Here is a 16,645-nt window from a genome sequence, read left to right as displayed (position 1 = left end):
TGTGACAATGGAAAGACTGCATGATCCGGTTCTGGAAAACGATTGGCATGCCGTATATTTGACTTCCGAACTGAAGGAGAAGCCGGTGGCCGTTACGCTGCTCGGCGAAAGGGTGGTCCTGTACCGGAATAGCCGCGGCGTTCAGGCGCTGCGCGACCTGTGCATTCACCGCGGCGCGATGCTGTCCAAGGGCTGGGTGAAGGACGATGCGATCGTTTGCCCGTATCATGGCTGGCATTACAACGGCGAAGGGCAGTGCGTCTGCATCCCGGCCCAGCCGGCGGGGGAACGGATTCCGCTGCGGGCGAAGACCGCAGCCTACGCGTGCGAGGAGAAGTACGGCTTCGTCTGGATTTGTCTCGGCGAGCCGACCGGGCCTGTGCCGCATTTCGAGGAATTCGCTAACCCGGCGTTCCGTCCGCTGCCTTGCGGACCGTACAAGGTGAAGGCGGCGGGGACGCGGGTCATCGAGAATTTCACCGATTTCGCCCATCTTATGTTCGTGCATCAGGACTTGCTCGGCCATCCCGACTATGCCGAGCTGCCGGACATTCAGGTGATCAAGGAGAAAAACCGGATCTATATCGAGAACATTCCGATCTTCCAGCCGGTCGCCCATTCAGGCTCGGACAAGAGCGAGGGGACGACGTACGTGTACCGCAAAGAGGTGTACCGGCCTTTGTCCGGCCGGTTGTCGAAGACCGACCCGGGCAACGGCCAGACGCTATGGATTCTGCTGACCGTCGCGCCGGTGGCGGCGGACGAGTGCCTCGTGTTCATGATGGTCGCCCGCAATTACGGGTTCGACGTGGACGACGAGAATTTCATCCGCTTCCAGGACATCGTCTTCGACCAAGACGCGCAGGTGATCGAGTCGCAGAAGCCGGAGCTGCTGCCGCTCGACCTGCAGGCGGAGCTGAATCATCGGGTCGACGTGTTTTCGGTCGCCTACCGCCGTTGGTTGAACGAGCTCGGGGTTAAGGTAGGAACGATCTGATTTCTAGCGGCTCTTCATGTCAGGTAAGAGTTATAAATAGTCGAATATGTGAGGTTTTCACCAGGTCGTAAGTTCGTTTGACAATCAAAACTCCGAATATTGTGCCGGATTACAAACTTAATGTTAGGATTATTGACCTTCATGTAACATCTGAACTATGATGAGCCTAGCAACAGAAAAACAAATAAAGAAGCTTGTCGGAGGGGAGCATGACCATGAAAACTGTGAATGCGAAAAGAGGCACTGCTTTTACCGCGATTATGGCTTTATCCGTCGTCTTGATGTCCGCGTGCGGTTCGGACAACAACGCCGGCAGCGGGAACGAGTCTTCCGCTTCGGGCAACGCGACCGCGAACGCCGGCGGTTCGTCCGGCTCGGAAACGAAGGAACCGGTCAAAACGACGCTCGTGCTGAACTGGTTCGCGGAGCCGGAGCATGGCGGCAATTTTGCCGCGCAAGAGAAAGGCTTCTATAAAGACGGCGGCCTCGACATGACGCTCTTGCCGGGCGGTCCGTCGGTTTCGGCCACCCAAATCGTCGCATCCGGCAAAGCGGAGTTCGGCATGGCGAACGCCGACGACATTCTTGTCGCGCGGCAGGAAGGCATTCCGGTCGTGGCGATCGGCACCGCGTTCCAGAAAAGCCCGCAGGCGCTCTTCTACCACAAGAATTCCGGCATCAACGGCTTCGGCGACCTGAACGGCCACAAGGTCTATGTCGCCTCGACCGCAAGCTTCTGGCTCTTTATGAAAAACAAATATAAACTGGGCGACGCACAGGAAATGAAATATACCGGATCCCTCGTCAATTTCGTTAACGATCCGAAGGCGGTCACGCAGGGTTACGTCACCTCGGAGACGTACACGCTCCAAGAGCAAGGCGTCGACTTCGATGTTCTGCTGAACGCCGATTCCGGCTACAACATTTATGCGGGGGTCTACTTTACGACGGAGGACATGATCAAGAAGCATCCGGACGAGGTAAAGGCATTCATGGCGGCGACCGTAAAGGGCTGGGACTACTACAAGGACCACGCCGATGAAATCAATCCCGCCATTCAAAAGCAGAACCCGGACATGAGCCTCGACATGATGAAGTTCAGCGCCGAGAAGGAGATGGACTTCGCGTTCGGCGGCGACGCCGCGACGGAAGGGACGGGGACGATGAGCGAAGCGCGCTGGACGGAACTGCAGCAGCAGTTGATGGACGTAGGCGTGCTGAAGAAGAAGGAAGACATCGCGAACGTCTTTACGAAGGATTTTTTGCCCGGCAAATAAACGGATTATAACGAAATGGCTGCCTGCCGGACGCATCCGCGGGCAGCCGTTCTGCTAATGGGACTCTTGCTTGTGATATCGGAGAGGAGCGGTCGACATGTTTCAGACGCAGCAACCCGTATTGAAAAAATTTTATTATCCGGTCATGCCGGCGTCGATGTTGGCGGAGGGGCCGCGGAGCGTGACGATGTTCGGCGAGCCGGTCGTGCTCTGGCTGGACGAGGCCGGCAGGCCGTCCGCTGCCGTGGACCGCTGCTGCCACCGCACCGCCAAGCTGTCGAAGGGGACGGTAAATCGCGGCAGCATCGTCTGTCCGTACCACGGCTGGCAGTTCGACGGGACGGGAAAATGCACTTATTTTCCGCAATCGGAGCTGGAGAACCCGCCGAAGGTGTACAAAATCAAAGCGTACCATTGCGAGGAGCGTTACGGCCACGTCTGGGTGGCGCTGGACGATCCGATCGCGGACATTCCGGCTTTCAAGCGCGCGGGCGAGCCCGGCTTCCGGCAAATCGAGGAATTCTATCACCCGATCGGTTGTTCGGCGCTGCGGCTGATGGAGAACTCTTTCGACAACGCGCATATTGCGTTCGTGCATCACAATACGTTCGGCGAGAACACCGATCCCGTTCCGGCGGAGATGAACATCGTGCCGTTTGACGGCGGGTTCGACATGTATGCCGAAATCCGAGTCACGAACAAGCTGAACAACGTCGTCAAGGTCATCGACACGGAGGAGACGGAGACGGTTCGTAGGACGCATTCGCGCTGGTTCATGCCGTTCATTCGGCAGACCGACATTACTTATCCGACGGGACTCGTCCATTCCATCGTCACCTGCGCGACGCCGATCGACGACGAGAGCTGCATGCTGACGCAGTTCGTCTTCCGCAATGATACGGAGGCGGACGTGCCGGCGGAGAAGGTCATTGCCTTCGACAAGGCCGTCGTCGACGAAGACATGGCCGTTCTCGAATCGACCGAGGCGAACGTGCCGCTTGACCTGAAACTGCGGATGGAAACGCATATGCACTCCGACAAGCCCGGAATTCTCATGCGGGAAATGCTGCTGGACCTGCTGGAGCGCTACGGCGAGCGGGAGGTGCTCCCGCAGTTCGGCACGCCTCAGGTCTACAAGATTGAACTGAAGAAGTAGCGCAGCCTGCGCGGATCGTAATGAATCGGGGGACAAGAACATTTTCTCATTAAAGGCCGCGTATATCGCGGCTTTTGTGTTGTATGGGATAAAGTTCTTGTCTAAACCACCCTAAAATACTAAAAACCTATGTAATTATGAAACATTGTTGACGTTACGAAGGGGAATTACCCATCATGACGTTATTCCGTTTATAATAAAGTCGTGGACGTTATGGAATGTCTATTGTTAACCTGTAATGAGGTTTGAACATTGGTACACGGACAGCAAGTATTTTACTATTCTAAGGACAACGATTGTTCTGGTAGGCATAGAGGGGTTTTAAGGATGAAAGAAAACTTTTGGCGCGATTTACCACGACCTTTTTTTGTACTAGCACCCATGGAAGATGTGACAGATGTTGTGTTTCGCCATGTGGTAAGCGAGGCAGGCAGACCGGATGTGTATTTTACGGAGTTTGCGAATACGGAGAGTTATTGTCACCCGGAGGGGAACAAAAGCGTACGCGGGCGCTTGACTTTTACCCCGGATGAACAGCCCATCGTAGCGCATATCTGGGGTGACAAGCCGGAATTTTTCCATGAAATGAGCATCGGCATGGCGAAAGAAGGATTCAAAGGCATCGATATTAATATGGGCTGTCCAGTGGCGAACGTAGCAGAGAATGGAAAGGGCAGCGGCCTGATCTGCCGTCCTGAAATCGCAGCGGATATCATCCAAGCCGCCAAAGCCGGAGGACTGCCAGTCAGCGTAAAAACAAGGCTCGGTTTTAGTGACGTAGACGAATGGCGTGACTGGCTAACCCATATTCTGAAACAAGACATTGTTAATCTGTCCATTCATCTTCGGACCAGAGAGGAAATGAGCAAAGTAAGAGCGCATTGGGAACTGATTCCGGAGATAAAGAAGCTTCGCGATGAGGTGGCGCCCGATACGCTTCTGACCATTAACGGGGATATCCCAGACCGTCAGACCGGCCAGCAGCTTGCCGAGCAATACGGTGTCGACGGTATTATGATTGGACGCGGTATTTTTCAAAATCCATATGCGTTCGAGAAAGAGCCGAAGGAGCACAGCAGCGCGGAATTGCTTGACTTGCTGCGGCTCCATCTGGATCTGCATGATCAATACTCAGAAGTGGAACCGCGTTCGTTTAGTGCGCTTACCCGTTTCTTCAAAGTCTATGTCCGCGGGTTTCGAGGGGCAAGCGAACTCAGAACCAGCTTGATGAACGCCAAATCAAAAAGTGAAGTGCGTGAATTGCTGAATACATTCAGAAGCATGGAGCATGATGGGGCTGAGGAACCTGGAAATTAACAAGCGCAACACTAACGCTCTACAGGAATCCTAAAGGGACACGCTAGTTGTATAAATGACGAGGAAGAAGCTGCCGGCGTGAATCGGCAGCTTCATTATGTTAACGGGATAATATCGCAAGTTTAGGATTAACTTTCCTATGAAAGGTTCACCTACTAAGAAACTGATTCGGCTTCACAATAACGACTAGACTGGACAACCAGGAAATTGGCTGCTATACGCGAGAAGTATCTGAATTATGCGTTTTCGGTCGGGTTGTTGCCTTGCGCTTCGTTCGATACAGCCTCCCATGCTTCCCAAGCGGCTAATCGATCCGCATAAGCTCCGCGTACTAAAGGCAACACCCCAGCGCCGACCGCAAAACGCAGAGGAGGTTCTTGGGCATCTGCGATTTGAAGAATCGCTTCGGCTGTTGCCCGAGGGTCGCCTCGACGTTCAGTCGATAAACGGCCAAACACATCCCTTCGAAGTTCATCATAGACTTCCAATCCCTGTGATCTCTTCATGGACAAGGGACTTCCAAAATCAGTTGCATAGGCGCCGGGCTCGAGCAACGTAACCTTAATGCCGAAGCCTTTAACCTCTTGCGCGAGGCTATCGTGCAGTGCTTCGACCGCCCATTTGGATGCACAATAGAAGCCGATTAGAGGCGCCGCAACAATGCCCATGGCGCTTGAGACTCCGAGAATGTGCCCGCTGCCCTGCAGTCGAAGCAGAGGCAGCGCAGCTTGGATAACACGAAGAGTACCAAAGTAATTAGCGTCAAATAGCTCGCGGACGTCGGATTCGTCAGCCTCTTCAGTCGTGCCAACCAACGTGTATCCGGCATTGTTAAGGATGACGTCCAGCCTGCCGAAATGCGCATGTGCCAGCTGAACGACATGTTCGACCTGACGGGCATCCGTCACATCAAGGGCTAAGGGTAGAACGGCGTCTCCAAAACGTTCCTTAAGATCGGAAATGCTTTCCGGTGTGCGAGCAGTCGCGGCAACTTTATCCCCGCGCGAGAGAGCGGCCTCGGCCCAAATACGCCCTAATCCGCGAGAGGCTCCTGTAATGAACCAGACTTTGTTTTCCATCGTTTTCTCCTCCAATATTCCTGCGTGTAGTGTTTTTTGTTCTCTGTCGTTCTTGTCTAATGTTACGGTTTAACTGCTTGATAAGGAACTTCAAATAGGTTAGCATGGTGTGAACGATTGGTTTATGCAAATGGAGGGGCTTTCTGAATGAATGAACAACTGAAGACGTTTGTTCAAGTGGCGGAGACTGGGAGCTTCTCTAAAGCAGCCGAAAAGCTCTTTATTTCTTCAACCGCAGTGATGAAGCAAATGAATGTATTGGAAAAGCAAGCCGGAATCCCTCTATTGAACCGTACCAACCACGGTGTCAGGCTCACGGAGGCAGGAGCAGCCTTTATCAAGGATGCGAAATTCATGCTGCAATATTATCAAGAATCTCTGATCCGCATGCGTCAGGCCGCGCAAGCAAATCGGTATATTGTTCGGGTCGGAACTTCTATGCTTAACCCATGCAAGGTTTTGATTGATCTGTGGAATGGAATCAGCAGCTTGTCCCCGCAATTCGGAATAAGTATCGTTCATTTCGAAGATGACGCCCATACACTCCCGGCCACTTACCGTACGATCGGTCAATCGTTCGATATCATGGTAGGGCCATTTCTTGCAGACCGCTGGAAGGCTCACTACCGGATGCTCGAATTGGGGAGTTACCGTTTGTGCTTTGCCGTATCTCGGCACCATAGGCTGGCTTCTAAGAAGACAATTTCTGTAACGGATTTGTATGGGGAAAGATTGGCTGTGGTGAATGGAGGGAACTGCTCGGTCATACATGAGATTCGTGATTTCCTGATAAAGAATCATCCTCAAATACGAATGAAAGAGGTGCCGCGGCTCTACGACCTTGATGTATTTAATCGCTGCGAGGAAAGCAATACGGTTATGCTGACGTTGGAGGCGTGGGCAGATATTCATCCATCCTTGGTGACGATCCCCAGTGATTTGGATTTTGCACTTCCATATGGATTGCTGTATCCATTACATCCATCGGAGGAACTCCATCAATTCATAGCACTCATACAAGAAATGAACGTTGACAGACTGGGCGAACCAAAGTAAGAAAAAGCAGATGGGAAGCACTGTCGCCAGTATTTCTCCGTCTGCTTTTTTTCTCGTTTGCAAATACTGGACTTATCGTTCCAGAAAAGGATATACTATACCCACGGAAACGGAGGGAGAACCATGGGACGCTATAAAGAGTTTGATAAAGAAGCCGTGCTTCATAAAGCGATGCTCGTTTTTTGGAAGAAGGGCTACGAAGCGGCTAGCATTCCCGATTTGCTGGAAGCCATGGAGCTGAGCAGATCAAGTCTCTACGAAACGTTCGGGGACAAACAAACGCTTTATATCGAGGCGTTCAACTGGTACAAGAAGTGGAAGCAAGCCAAACGGGACATCCTTCTGAATGCGACATCCGCAAAATCGGGAATCCGGCAGTACTTCGAGGTCCACATCGATTCCGCTTTGGACGGCGAGACGCCGAAGGGCTGTCTCATTACTAACGCAGCAATCGGCATGGATTCGCCAGATGAACAGCTGAATGCGTTGGTCAGGGAACGGTTCGACGAGTTGGAGAAATCGTTCCACGAGCTGCTGCGTAAAGGTCAGGAGACGGGAGAAATCAAGCCTGAGAAAGATATCAAGACGTTATCATATCTGCTCTCGAACCTGAATCATAGTATAAATATCGTCGCGAAGGTGCAAGGCGACCGCAGCAAGATGCAGCAGATGGTAGACATGGTGATGGAAATGCTATAAAACAATTTTTTTTACACATTCCGGAACGATTGTTCCGGAAAATTTCCGATAAGCAAAGGGGACTTTCTATGCATTCATCTTCCATTCCAAAGGAAAAATCGGTTTCGCCAGCGCTGATTATTATCCTGGCAGCCGCTTGCGGCATCATAGCGGCAAATCTTTATTATGCTCAACCCTTGATAGGCTCGATCGGTTCGGCCATCGGGCTCTCCTCCGGGGCTGCCGCACTCATCGTTACGTTGACCCAAGTCGGCTACGGGATCGGCTTGCTATTTATCGTGCCGTTGGGAGATATCCTGGAGAATCGCAAGTTGATCCTTTCATCACTGCTCCTTACAGCCGCCGTATTGACAATTGCCGCAGTAGTCAAAAGCGCCATCCTGTTCCTCACCGCTTCACTCGCGATCGGAGTAGGTTCCGTAGCAGCACAAATCCTTGTGCCGTATGCGGCTCATCTTTCGCCCGAAGCCGTCCGCGGTCGCAATGTGGGCAACGTCATGAGCGGGCTGCTTCTGGGGATTATGCTCGCGCGTCCCGTTTCAAGCTTGGTGGCTGAGTATATGGGCTGGCGCGCCATATATTTCATCTCCGCAGCATTGATTTTCGCGCTGGCACTTGTATTGGCAAAGGCACTACCCTCAAGGAAGCCTTCGACCGCCACAGCTTACCCGGCGTTGCTGCACTCCATGGTGCATCTGCTGAAGGCGACACCGTCATTGCGCCGGAGAGCAATTTATCATGCTTGCGTATTCGGAACGTTCAGTTTATTTTGGACTACAGTTCCGTTGGTATTGACAAGTCCTCAATTCCATTTTACTCAGAAGGAGGTCGCCCTGTTCGCATTGGTCGGGGTAATGGGGGCAATTGTGGCTCCAGCGGCGGGCCGTATGGCAGACCGTGGATGGGTTCGCCCGGCTACAGGATGGGCATTGGGCATCGTCATCTTATCCGGGCTGCTTCCCTTGCTGGTTCCATCAAGTTCCGCACTCGCGGTTCCCATCCTCGTAGTTGCGGCCATTTTACTTGACATGGGGGTTTCCGCCAACATGGTTCTCGGACAGCGGGTGATTTTCTCTTTAGGAGCGGAATTTCGCAGCAGGCTTAACGGTTTGTATATGGCCATTTTCTTTTTAGGGGGCGCTATCGGCTCAGCGGCAGGTGGATGGGCTTACGCAGCCGGGGGCTGGGAGGCGGCACTGCTGATCGGAATCGCCTTACCGGCCATCGCCATGGCGTATTATGCGACGGAGTTTTCGAGATTAAGGAAGGAAGATCTTGAAATCCATTAAATCTCTTTCAATAAATAAAGAATGAAGATATGTTTGTGACTAATTTGTCCTGCGTTATCCTTTTTATGCAGATTTTTCTAAACCTAAAGGCCTCAAATTCTGCATAGTAAACATACAAGGTGGACATCTTACCCATGAGGAAAGGGGTGTCTTTTTTTGCCAACATGGGTTGAAATTATGCTGCGCACGCTATCTGCCGTATCCATACTGTTCATTATGACGAAGATACTCGGCAAACGGCAAGTTTCACAGCTGTCACTGTTTGAATACATTACGGGTGCTTCTCTCGGTAATATCTCGGCATACATCGCACTAGATAGCGATCAAAAATGGTATCTGGGTGTGCTCGCGTTAGCTACATGGGTTCTTGTATCGGTACTCATGGAGTACGCAACGCTTTGGAGCAGATGGGTTCGCGGCATTGTAGACGGAAAGGGAACAGTGTTAGTCGAGAAGGGGACTATAATCAAGAAAAACATGAATAAGGTTCGCGTAACGCTCGACGAATTCATGATGCAAATGCGCGGCAACAGTATCCAACAGCTCGCCGATGTAGAGTATGCAGTCATGGAAGCTAACGGCGAAATCACGTTTCTGCTTACAAAAGAACAGCAGCCGCTCACTGCTAAAACACTTGGTTTAACGGTACAGCCAGAACGTGAGCCGCAAAGCGTAGTCATGGACGGTTTTGTGATCGAAGACACGCTTCGCCGTTCGGGATTCAATCGGATATGGCTCAGCAAACAGTTATCCGAAAATGGTGTGGACCTCGATGAGGTCTATCTTGCGCAAGTTGATGACACAGGCAAAATCACGATACAAACCGGAGACCGTGCGATACCGTAGATGTGCTTGGCAGGTGATGTTTTTATAAAAGGCGCCCTTGTGGCGCCTTTTTGTTTGGAGACGCAAAGCACCTTTAGATGGTGTTTTTTTGTGTTTTCAAGGATTTTTTACTGGTGCAGTACATGTAACATTCAGTGATTTATTTCGTCTTGAAGGTAAATGTAGGTTAAGTGGGGGATTCTTGTTGAAGTATTTAACATGTTTAGCACTGCTATTCGTATTCTTGGGTGCTCAGGTTATTTATGCATGTGATCCGGGATGGGATTCCGATGAAATGTCCGAAAAGTCCATTGCTATGATTAAAGGGACAGTAATTAGCACTGACAACCATGGCAGAATTGCACACGTGAAAGTTATTCAATATATAGGACCCGGAGACGCTCCGAAGCTTGTACATTTTCCAGCTACAACACCAAGTGCTGTAGGGATTTGTGAAGACATGTCGACCCGTTATAAAGCAGGAAAGACATACTTCTTCTATTTAAAGAAAGTGGGACCGGATCCGGAAGTTTTATTTCCAGGTGCTAAATCGGCTTTGCCGGTAGAGGATAATAATACTGTGAGGGTCGATATCGCACATAATGAATCTCCCTCCGCTGTAGCGCAGGAGTTTGCTTCAGCCCACCATGAAGAGATAAAGACACCAGGTCAAGCTGCAGAAGTATGGGGAAAAGACAATTCGTTGAGTCGATTAACTATCGTCTTATTGTCTTCTGCCGGATTCATTATCGTGCTATTAGTCGTTGGAGCGATAGTATTCCTCAAGCGCAAAAAATGAAAAGACGCATTGCTAAGTTGGAGCTTGCTGCTTATTCGACATAACTGAATCGCTGGTAGAGTGACTATTGACACGCGAATATTCGGCTTGTAGACCGTTGAAAGAAACCGGTCTCATTGGTGGGGCCAATATCCTGCCTGTCCTATTCGGATACGCCTCGAAGGAACAAGAAGCACACATCACGGCGCTTGTCGAAGAGCATATCGATCCATTCCAGCGTTTCCCTACGTTCCTTGCCGCTCATATCGATCAGTATACGCAAGCCGAGATTGGCGACGGAGGTCCCTATGATTTATGCGCAGCGGGACGTTATTGGTGCTGGGATGCTGCGTACTGGACATGGAAGAACAATCGGAAAGTATTGTGGGTCAGTTAATGCGCGTGGCGGAGCAAGCTGCCAAAGAAGGCTATGTCATGGGCGAGCGGTATGATATGAATTATGTTTATTATATCGACGACAAAGATTGGCATGGAGCAGCGCATTATTACGAATATCCGTGCGTATATTCCTGGGTCCTTATCCATGAATACTTAAGCATTCGCCAGACGTTCGAGGCTGATTTGCAGATCTCTCCACGAGTGATGAATTACGGCAGCGTCGTTCTTGAACAGAGCGGCTACCAGTTAAGTTACAGATACGAGGAACAGGCCTTCCAGCTGACGAATTTGGGGTCGGAGACCCGTTCCTTTGAGGTTGACTTGACGGCGATTTATCCGGCATGCAAGAAATGGAAGTTTTCTTGCGAAGGCGTTGAAGGCGTAGTTGAGCCGGGGTCTATCGTAACGATAGACGGGGGATTGACAGGTACATGGGGGGCAGACATTGTAAATCTTGAAACATCGGCCTTATTTGCAGCCTGTGAATCGTGCAATATTGCGAGTACTTGGATTGGCTTCATTAGCGATTGTTTAGTAGATGAAGTTTGGGATGATTGGCACATTGATAGTTTAGAACTATCAAATATTGCGTCAAAAATCTGTCTCGAAGTAATTAGAACCATTTTTGAACGTAATAATAAGGATCAAGTTACATATAGTTCCTGAATCGTAGAGATTTTAAGACCTTATGGGAGGCAAAGCATGACAATGAGGATTGACGAAGTGAAAATAATAATTGATAACCTCTAGCAATACCTTGACTTGTACAACAGCTACGAACCCAATGGTGATCTGATTAAGCAAACCTATAAATATTACGCTGAGATCGGGAACACAGCGAAAGTCACAGAAAAGCTAAATGATGAGGGTTTCCGATTGACTTCCGCTATAAAAACGCCGACAGAATTGAGGAAAATTAAGGTAGAAGATGTCTCTGAAATGCTCCGACGGCAACCTGAGGATGAGTTCCAAAAGCTCGTGCGTAACGTTTTCCAAGCGAATTATCGCAAATCAATGCAGATTTGAGGCTAATAAACAAAATGGAGGTTCACTTAGGATTCAGTCGCTATTACGGTTGTGCGTACCAGCCGAGGCTTTAACCAATAGCGGTTACTCGGTATTGCCCATACAAAAAACGTATTAAAAGCCTAACGAGGTTCTATAAATTCATTGATGATATGCGGCAGCTGGTCAAATGATCAGCTGCCGTTTTCATTAAAGAATTGGGAGTTCAGCGCAACGGCTATTTTAAATGATCAAACATTTCTGAATACGGTAGAGTATCTTGCAATAAAGACTCATACTTTCCATCTCGAAGTTCCGAGCTAATTCCTTGGAGTACGGCAGTGATCTTTCTAAAGGGAGCAGAACCGGTACTTAATCGAGCTACGCCTATCTGTGTTAAGGCCTCTTGACTTGGTGTGTTTTTTCCTAGCAGGAAATTTATCGGTCCATTTATTCGGGAAATCAATTGTTCCATTAACTTTGGGTCGTCAACCGAAGGGATAAATATACAATCTGCTCCTGCAGCAAGATATGAATTCGCCTTTTCAATCGTGTGTATGAATCTATTCTCTTCAGAGAGTACTTTCAGCCAGTAGGTATCTACGCGTGCGTTAATAAACATAGGCTCGCCTATTCGGTTACTATGCTGTTTAATTGTCTTTATTCGATCTACCATACTAAAGACATGTTCACTCTCACTATCTAAGTAATGAAACCCATCCTCAATATTAATTCCTACGGCTCCAATTTCAATTAAACCGTTCATATTCTGAAGCAACGTTTTATCATCCTGGGCATAACCCTGTTCAATATCAACTGTAACTGGAATAGATAAAGATTTAATCATTCTACTTGCGATGCCTAGAACGTCTGCAAAAGGAATTTGTTCTCCATCCGTATAGCCAAGAGCTGCGGAGATTCCAGCACTTGTCGTACCGAGTGCTTTGAAACCAGCGGCCTCAAACAATTTTGCACTATTTACATCCCATGCGTTTGGCAAAATAAACGTGCTGGCTTGATCATGTAACTCTTTAAAGAGCTTAAACTGGTCTTTTCGGATATTCATGCTATATCACTCATTTCTTTTAAATTTGCAAGTTGAATATGTGGTGACGGATTCAGTATTTATCCCTCGCTACTCCTATTATAGATTGAAATATTGCAGATGAGGTTGCAAATGCAGCTGGTATTTTCATTTTCATTTCAGAATTCACTGGTATATTTGTAATCGATGAGCGTTTTTGAAAAGGGGAAGTGACTGTGCGTATTTTACTGGCTGAAGATGATGAAACGCTTGGGGAACTAACTGAGCATCAATTGAAACGACAGTATCATGTTGTTGATTGGATGAAGGATGGCCTTCAAGCTAGAGCGGCGATTTCAGCTGGTCGTTATGACGTATACGTTCTTGATTGGATGCTGCCCGAGATGACAGGCTTAGAGCTTGTAAGGGAGATTCGCAGGAAGGAAGATCATACTCCGATTCTCCTGTTAACGGCACGAGATGCCGTTCAAGACAGAGTGGAAGGTTTACGAGCCGGGGCAGATGACTATATGATAAAGCCTTTTGCATTTGAAGAGTTGGAGGCTAGGCTAATCGCCTTATTCCGAAGGCAGGATCGGGGCTACCAATCGTCGGATATGCTTACACTAGGAGATGTTTCTGCGCATTTAGACCGGTTTGAGGTGAGCCGAAGAGGAACCGCGATCCTACTAACAAGACGAGAGTTTCAGTTGCTCATATGTTTGATGCGCCATGCAGGACAAGTCCTTTCGCGCGAACAGCTGCTTGATCATGTATGGGGACTCGCTTCGGATGTGACCTTAAACGTTGTCGATGCTACAATTCGTTTGCTGCGAAAGAAAGTGGACGGGCCATATGAGACAAAATGCATCCAAAGCGTTTATGGCGCTGGCTATAGGTTCATTATAGGTGGAGAGTGAGATCCATGTTCAAACGGACGCGAACAAGACTAACGCGAGAATTCTCGCTTACCATTGGCATTATACTGATGATCTCTGCCTTCTTTTCTTTATGGATGGTTCAGCAGATGTTGACTTCTACAGAAGATAATCAGCTCACATCATTGACCGGTCAGTATAAGGCTGAACTGCAGAAGTTGATTGAGTCGCCAAAAGGGGCTGTTTTGTTCGATCCAGCGTTCGATAAGAATAAGCTAAACTCATTTTATGAACCAGGCGGGCTGCAGCTAAACCAAATGGCGTGGTTGTTCGATCCTAATGGTGAAACGGTCTTTCAATCCTCGATTTCCGACAAGAACCCGCTAGGCGTGAACTTTCCGCTTAGCGCCCTCTTACCTAGCATGCACGGGGATCCAGATAACGAATATAGAAACATTAACGCTGATGGACGAACATTCCGTGTTGGCGGAACAATCATTACTACTGGTAAACTTATGGATTACAAAATTGTCGTCGCGCAAGAAGTGACCAATGATTACAAGCTGATTACCCAATTGCGATGGGCTTTCGCAGGGTTTGCCTTGCTCATGCTGGCAGCTGGGGGTGCGGCTGGTTTCATCTTGGCCGGACGTGCGATGGGTCCAATCGCGCAGGCATTCCACCGGCAGGAACAGTTTACTTCAGATGCGTCGCATGAATTGAGGACACCACTTAGTATTTTGAAAGCGGCATATGAAGTCCTGGATGAAGAGCGCGATAAACTTCCCGATTTCCACCGTAACGTATTGATGAAATCTAGTCGTGAAATCCATCATATGAGCCGATTGGTCGAGAACTTACTTGTTCTTGCCCGAAGCGACAACGGCCGTCTTGACTTGGTTACCTCTGAATTTCCCCTTCGGCATGCGATCCGTCAAGTCATGGAGCAATTGCAGCCGATCTCTGCTTCAAAGCAAGTGGAGTTGAGGTGGGAGGACAATCATAACTTATCAGACGATGATAAAGCATGGATTCAGGCAGACGAAGTGCGGATTCGGCAACTCATCTTGATCCTGATCGAGAATGCGATACAGTACAACCGAGAAGGCGGTAATGTCACAGTCTCGTTATTAAGGAATCAGCAGAACATCATCCTTATTGTTAGCGACACCGGGATAGGGATAGAGGAAGAGCATCTTCCACGTATCTTCGAACGATTTTATCGAATGGATAAAGCCCGGACTCGCCGTTCGGAAGGAACCGGCCTCGGTCTTGCGATTGCTAAACAAATCGTAGATGCTCACCGAGCAAAGATAGAAGTGTGGAGCACCCCTCAGGTTGGCACAACATTTCGTGTCATACTTCCGATCATTTCAGATTCTTTTCAGAATGATACCTTAACTTAAATGATGTAGGCGCCTTCTTCATTTAGAAGGGAAATCCAAACAAGGAAGGGATATCAATGAAGAAGAATTGGAAACTTGCAAGCGCGGCTTTACTAATTGCCATTGCAGTGCCGGTAACTGCATATGCAGCAGACAACCTGAGCGGTAAATCTAGTCAAGAGGACAAGAAGGCAAGCATTGTTGCCGGGGAAGCGGCACCAGCTGGTAAGCAAGGTGAGAAGCCGTCTCCTAACAAAGACGGCAAATTGCAATTAGATTTACAAACCATTGCAAAAACAAAGCTTGGTTTGGATCAAACTGCTTTTGAACAAGCGCAGAAAGCTGGCAAGTCGCTAGCTGATATCGCGAAAGAGAAGCGTATTGAACTTCAACCGCTGATTGATGAGCTGACGAAGGAAATCAATGATGAAATTCTGGTCAATCTCGACTCCAAGACGCTGACGGATGAAGAGAAAGAAAATGTGAAGAAGAAGGCATCCATGGAAGCAGAACGCATCTTCACAGAACCGCTGAATAAAGAAAGTACACGGCAAGAGGGTAGCGATTTGAATTTGGCTGCCGCACTTGAACTGCTCGGAATCGACAAGGCGGCTTTCGCTGATCATGTTCATGCCGGTAAATCGTTAGTCGACATTGGGAAGGATCACAACGTAACTCGCCAGCAGTTGATTGATGCCCTAATATCCACCGTTTTTCTTAAGCTCGATGAGCTTAAGAAAAACGGTGATGTAACGCAAGTGCAAGCAGAAGAGAAAAAACAGGCAGCTCTCCAAGATGTAGAGGATTTCGTCGATCATACGCCGGAGTTGTTTAAGAAGAAGGAGAGCTTCGAAGGTAAGCCAAGTAAAGACGCAAACTCCGAAGTCGAAATGAAGCTAGATTTTCAGCAAATCGCCACAGACAAGCTTGGTCTAGATAAAGCTGCATTTCAAAAAGCGCTAGAGGCTGGGAAGTCGTTAGCTGACATCGCAAAAGAGAAGCACATCGAAGTCCAGCCCCTTATTGACGAATTAACAAAGGAAATTAGTGACGAAATTCAGGCAAAGAGCCCTAACGGACTTACGGATGAGCAGAAGGAAAACGCACACAAGAAGGCAGCTGTGGAAGCAGAGCGCGTCTTCAATACTCCGCTGAACAAAGAGCAAGAAGTGAGAAAGCAGGGTATTGGCGAGTATAACATGATGGCTGCTTTTGAATTGCTCGGTATTGACAAAGCGACTTTCGCTGAACAGGTTCAAGCTGGCAAATCGTTTGCAGACATTGCAAAGGACCATGATGTATCCCGACAAAAGCTAATCGATACGCTCATGTCTGACATCAGTGCAAAGCTAGATGCTGTCCAAGCAAAAGGTGACATCACGCAAGAACAAGTTGACCAGAAAAAGCAGGCTGCACAGAAGGAAGTTGAAGATTTCATCGATCATACTTCATCGATGGTTGAGCTCAAAAATAAGAAGTAG

General features: G+C 48.9%; 16 protein-coding genes. 14 read left to right on the top strand and 2 right to left on the bottom strand.

From position 1 onward, the window contains the following. Positions 1-7 precede the first annotated feature (7 nt). From GZH47_RS00495 to GZH47_RS00480, 4 genes are all read left to right on the top strand, one after another. A complete protein-coding gene (locus GZH47_RS00495) occupies positions 8-997 on the top strand; it encodes an aromatic ring-hydroxylating dioxygenase subunit alpha (RefSeq protein WP_162645003.1) in 990 nt (329 codons plus the stop codon). A 215-nt stretch (positions 998-1,212) separates the two neighbouring features. Further along, complete coding sequence (locus tag GZH47_RS00490; RefSeq protein WP_162638026.1) at positions 1,213-2,274, top strand: ABC transporter substrate-binding protein; 1,062 nt, start codon at positions 1,213-1,215, stop codon at positions 2,272-2,274. Between the two features lie 97 nt (positions 2,275-2,371). After that, positions 2,372-3,430 carry an aromatic ring-hydroxylating dioxygenase subunit alpha gene (locus tag GZH47_RS00485; RefSeq protein WP_162638025.1) on the top strand — a complete coding sequence of 353 codons (1,059 nt, stop codon included), beginning with the start codon at positions 2,372-2,374 and terminating at the stop codon, positions 3,428-3,430. Positions 3,431-3,757: 327 nt separating this feature from the next. Beyond that, positions 3,758-4,747 (top strand): tRNA dihydrouridine synthase, encoded by a 990-nt coding sequence (locus GZH47_RS00480; protein ID WP_162638024.1) that lies wholly within the window; start codon positions 3,758-3,760, stop codon positions 4,745-4,747. A 236-nt stretch (positions 4,748-4,983) separates the two neighbouring features. Here the strand turns inward: GZH47_RS00480 and GZH47_RS00475 are convergent, their stop codons facing one another. After that, entirely contained in the window at positions 4,984-5,826 is an 843-nt protein-coding gene (locus GZH47_RS00475; RefSeq protein ID WP_162638023.1) for an SDR family NAD(P)-dependent oxidoreductase, read from the bottom strand. A 147-nt stretch (positions 5,827-5,973) separates the two neighbouring features. Here GZH47_RS00475 and GZH47_RS00470 point away from each other — a divergent pair, with 147 nt between their 5' ends. The 7 genes from GZH47_RS00470 to GZH47_RS00445 all read left to right on the top strand — a co-directional run bounded on the left by GZH47_RS00470 (position 5,974) and on the right by GZH47_RS00445 (position 11,538). Continuing rightward, positions 5,974-6,882, top strand: a complete 909-nt coding sequence (locus tag GZH47_RS00470) for a LysR family transcriptional regulator (protein ID WP_162638022.1) — start codon at positions 5,974-5,976, stop codon at positions 6,880-6,882. 123 nt (positions 6,883-7,005) lie between these two features. Beyond that, entirely contained in the window at positions 7,006-7,581 is a 576-nt protein-coding gene (locus GZH47_RS00465) for a TetR/AcrR family transcriptional regulator (RefSeq protein WP_162638021.1), read from the top strand. A gap of 68 nt (positions 7,582-7,649) precedes the next feature. Next, complete coding sequence (locus GZH47_RS00460; protein WP_162638020.1) at positions 7,650-8,870, top strand: MFS transporter; 1,221 nt, start codon at positions 7,650-7,652, stop codon at positions 8,868-8,870. Between the two features lie 156 nt (positions 8,871-9,026). Further along, positions 9,027-9,716: a DUF421 domain-containing protein gene (locus GZH47_RS00455; protein WP_162638019.1), complete on the top strand. Its 690-nt coding sequence runs from the start codon at positions 9,027-9,029 to the stop codon at positions 9,714-9,716. 184 nt (positions 9,717-9,900) lie between these two features. After that, a complete protein-coding gene (locus GZH47_RS00450) occupies positions 9,901-10,494 on the top strand; it encodes a hypothetical protein (protein ID WP_162638018.1) in 594 nt (197 codons plus the stop codon). A gap of 97 nt (positions 10,495-10,591) precedes the next feature. Continuing rightward, the gene (locus GZH47_RS33825; protein WP_192043569.1) at positions 10,592-10,870 is read left to right on the top strand and encodes a hypothetical protein; all 279 of its coding nucleotides are present in this window, start codon (positions 10,592-10,594) and stop codon (positions 10,868-10,870) included. Continuing rightward, the gene (locus GZH47_RS00445; RefSeq protein WP_192043568.1) at positions 10,834-11,538 is read left to right on the top strand and encodes a hypothetical protein; all 705 of its coding nucleotides are present in this window, start codon (positions 10,834-10,836) and stop codon (positions 11,536-11,538) included. Before GZH47_RS33825 ends, GZH47_RS00445 begins: the two co-directional genes overlap by 37 nt. Before the next feature lie 577 nt (positions 11,539-12,115). On the opposite strand, the gene GZH47_RS00440 is transcribed toward GZH47_RS00445, so the two are convergent. Then, positions 12,116-12,943: an isocitrate lyase/PEP mutase family protein gene (locus tag GZH47_RS00440; protein ID WP_162638017.1), complete on the bottom strand. Its 828-nt coding sequence runs from the start codon at positions 12,941-12,943 to the stop codon at positions 12,116-12,118. A gap of 194 nt (positions 12,944-13,137) precedes the next feature. Here GZH47_RS00440 and GZH47_RS00435 point away from each other — a divergent pair, with 194 nt between their 5' ends. The 3 genes from GZH47_RS00435 to GZH47_RS00425 are packed head-to-tail and all read left to right on the top strand — an operon-like array spanning position 13,138 to position 16,645. Further along, entirely contained in the window at positions 13,138-13,821 is a 684-nt protein-coding gene (locus tag GZH47_RS00435; protein ID WP_162638016.1) for a response regulator transcription factor, read from the top strand. A 5-nt stretch (positions 13,822-13,826) separates the two neighbouring features. Then, positions 13,827-15,185, top strand: a complete 1,359-nt coding sequence (locus GZH47_RS00430; RefSeq protein ID WP_162638015.1) for a sensor histidine kinase — start codon at positions 13,827-13,829, stop codon at positions 15,183-15,185. A 56-nt stretch (positions 15,186-15,241) separates the two neighbouring features. Beyond that, positions 15,242-16,645, top strand: coding sequence for a hypothetical protein (locus tag GZH47_RS00425; RefSeq protein ID WP_162638014.1), 1,404 nt, complete (start codon positions 15,242-15,244; stop codon positions 16,643-16,645).

It is taken from the genome of Paenibacillus rhizovicinus, assembly GCF_010365285.1.
Taxonomy (GTDB): domain Bacteria; phylum Bacillota; class Bacilli; order Paenibacillales; family Paenibacillaceae; genus Paenibacillus_Z; species Paenibacillus_Z rhizovicinus.
The sequence above is the reverse complement of the archived record's forward strand: the minus strand, read 5'-3'. Positions and strand labels throughout refer to the sequence as shown.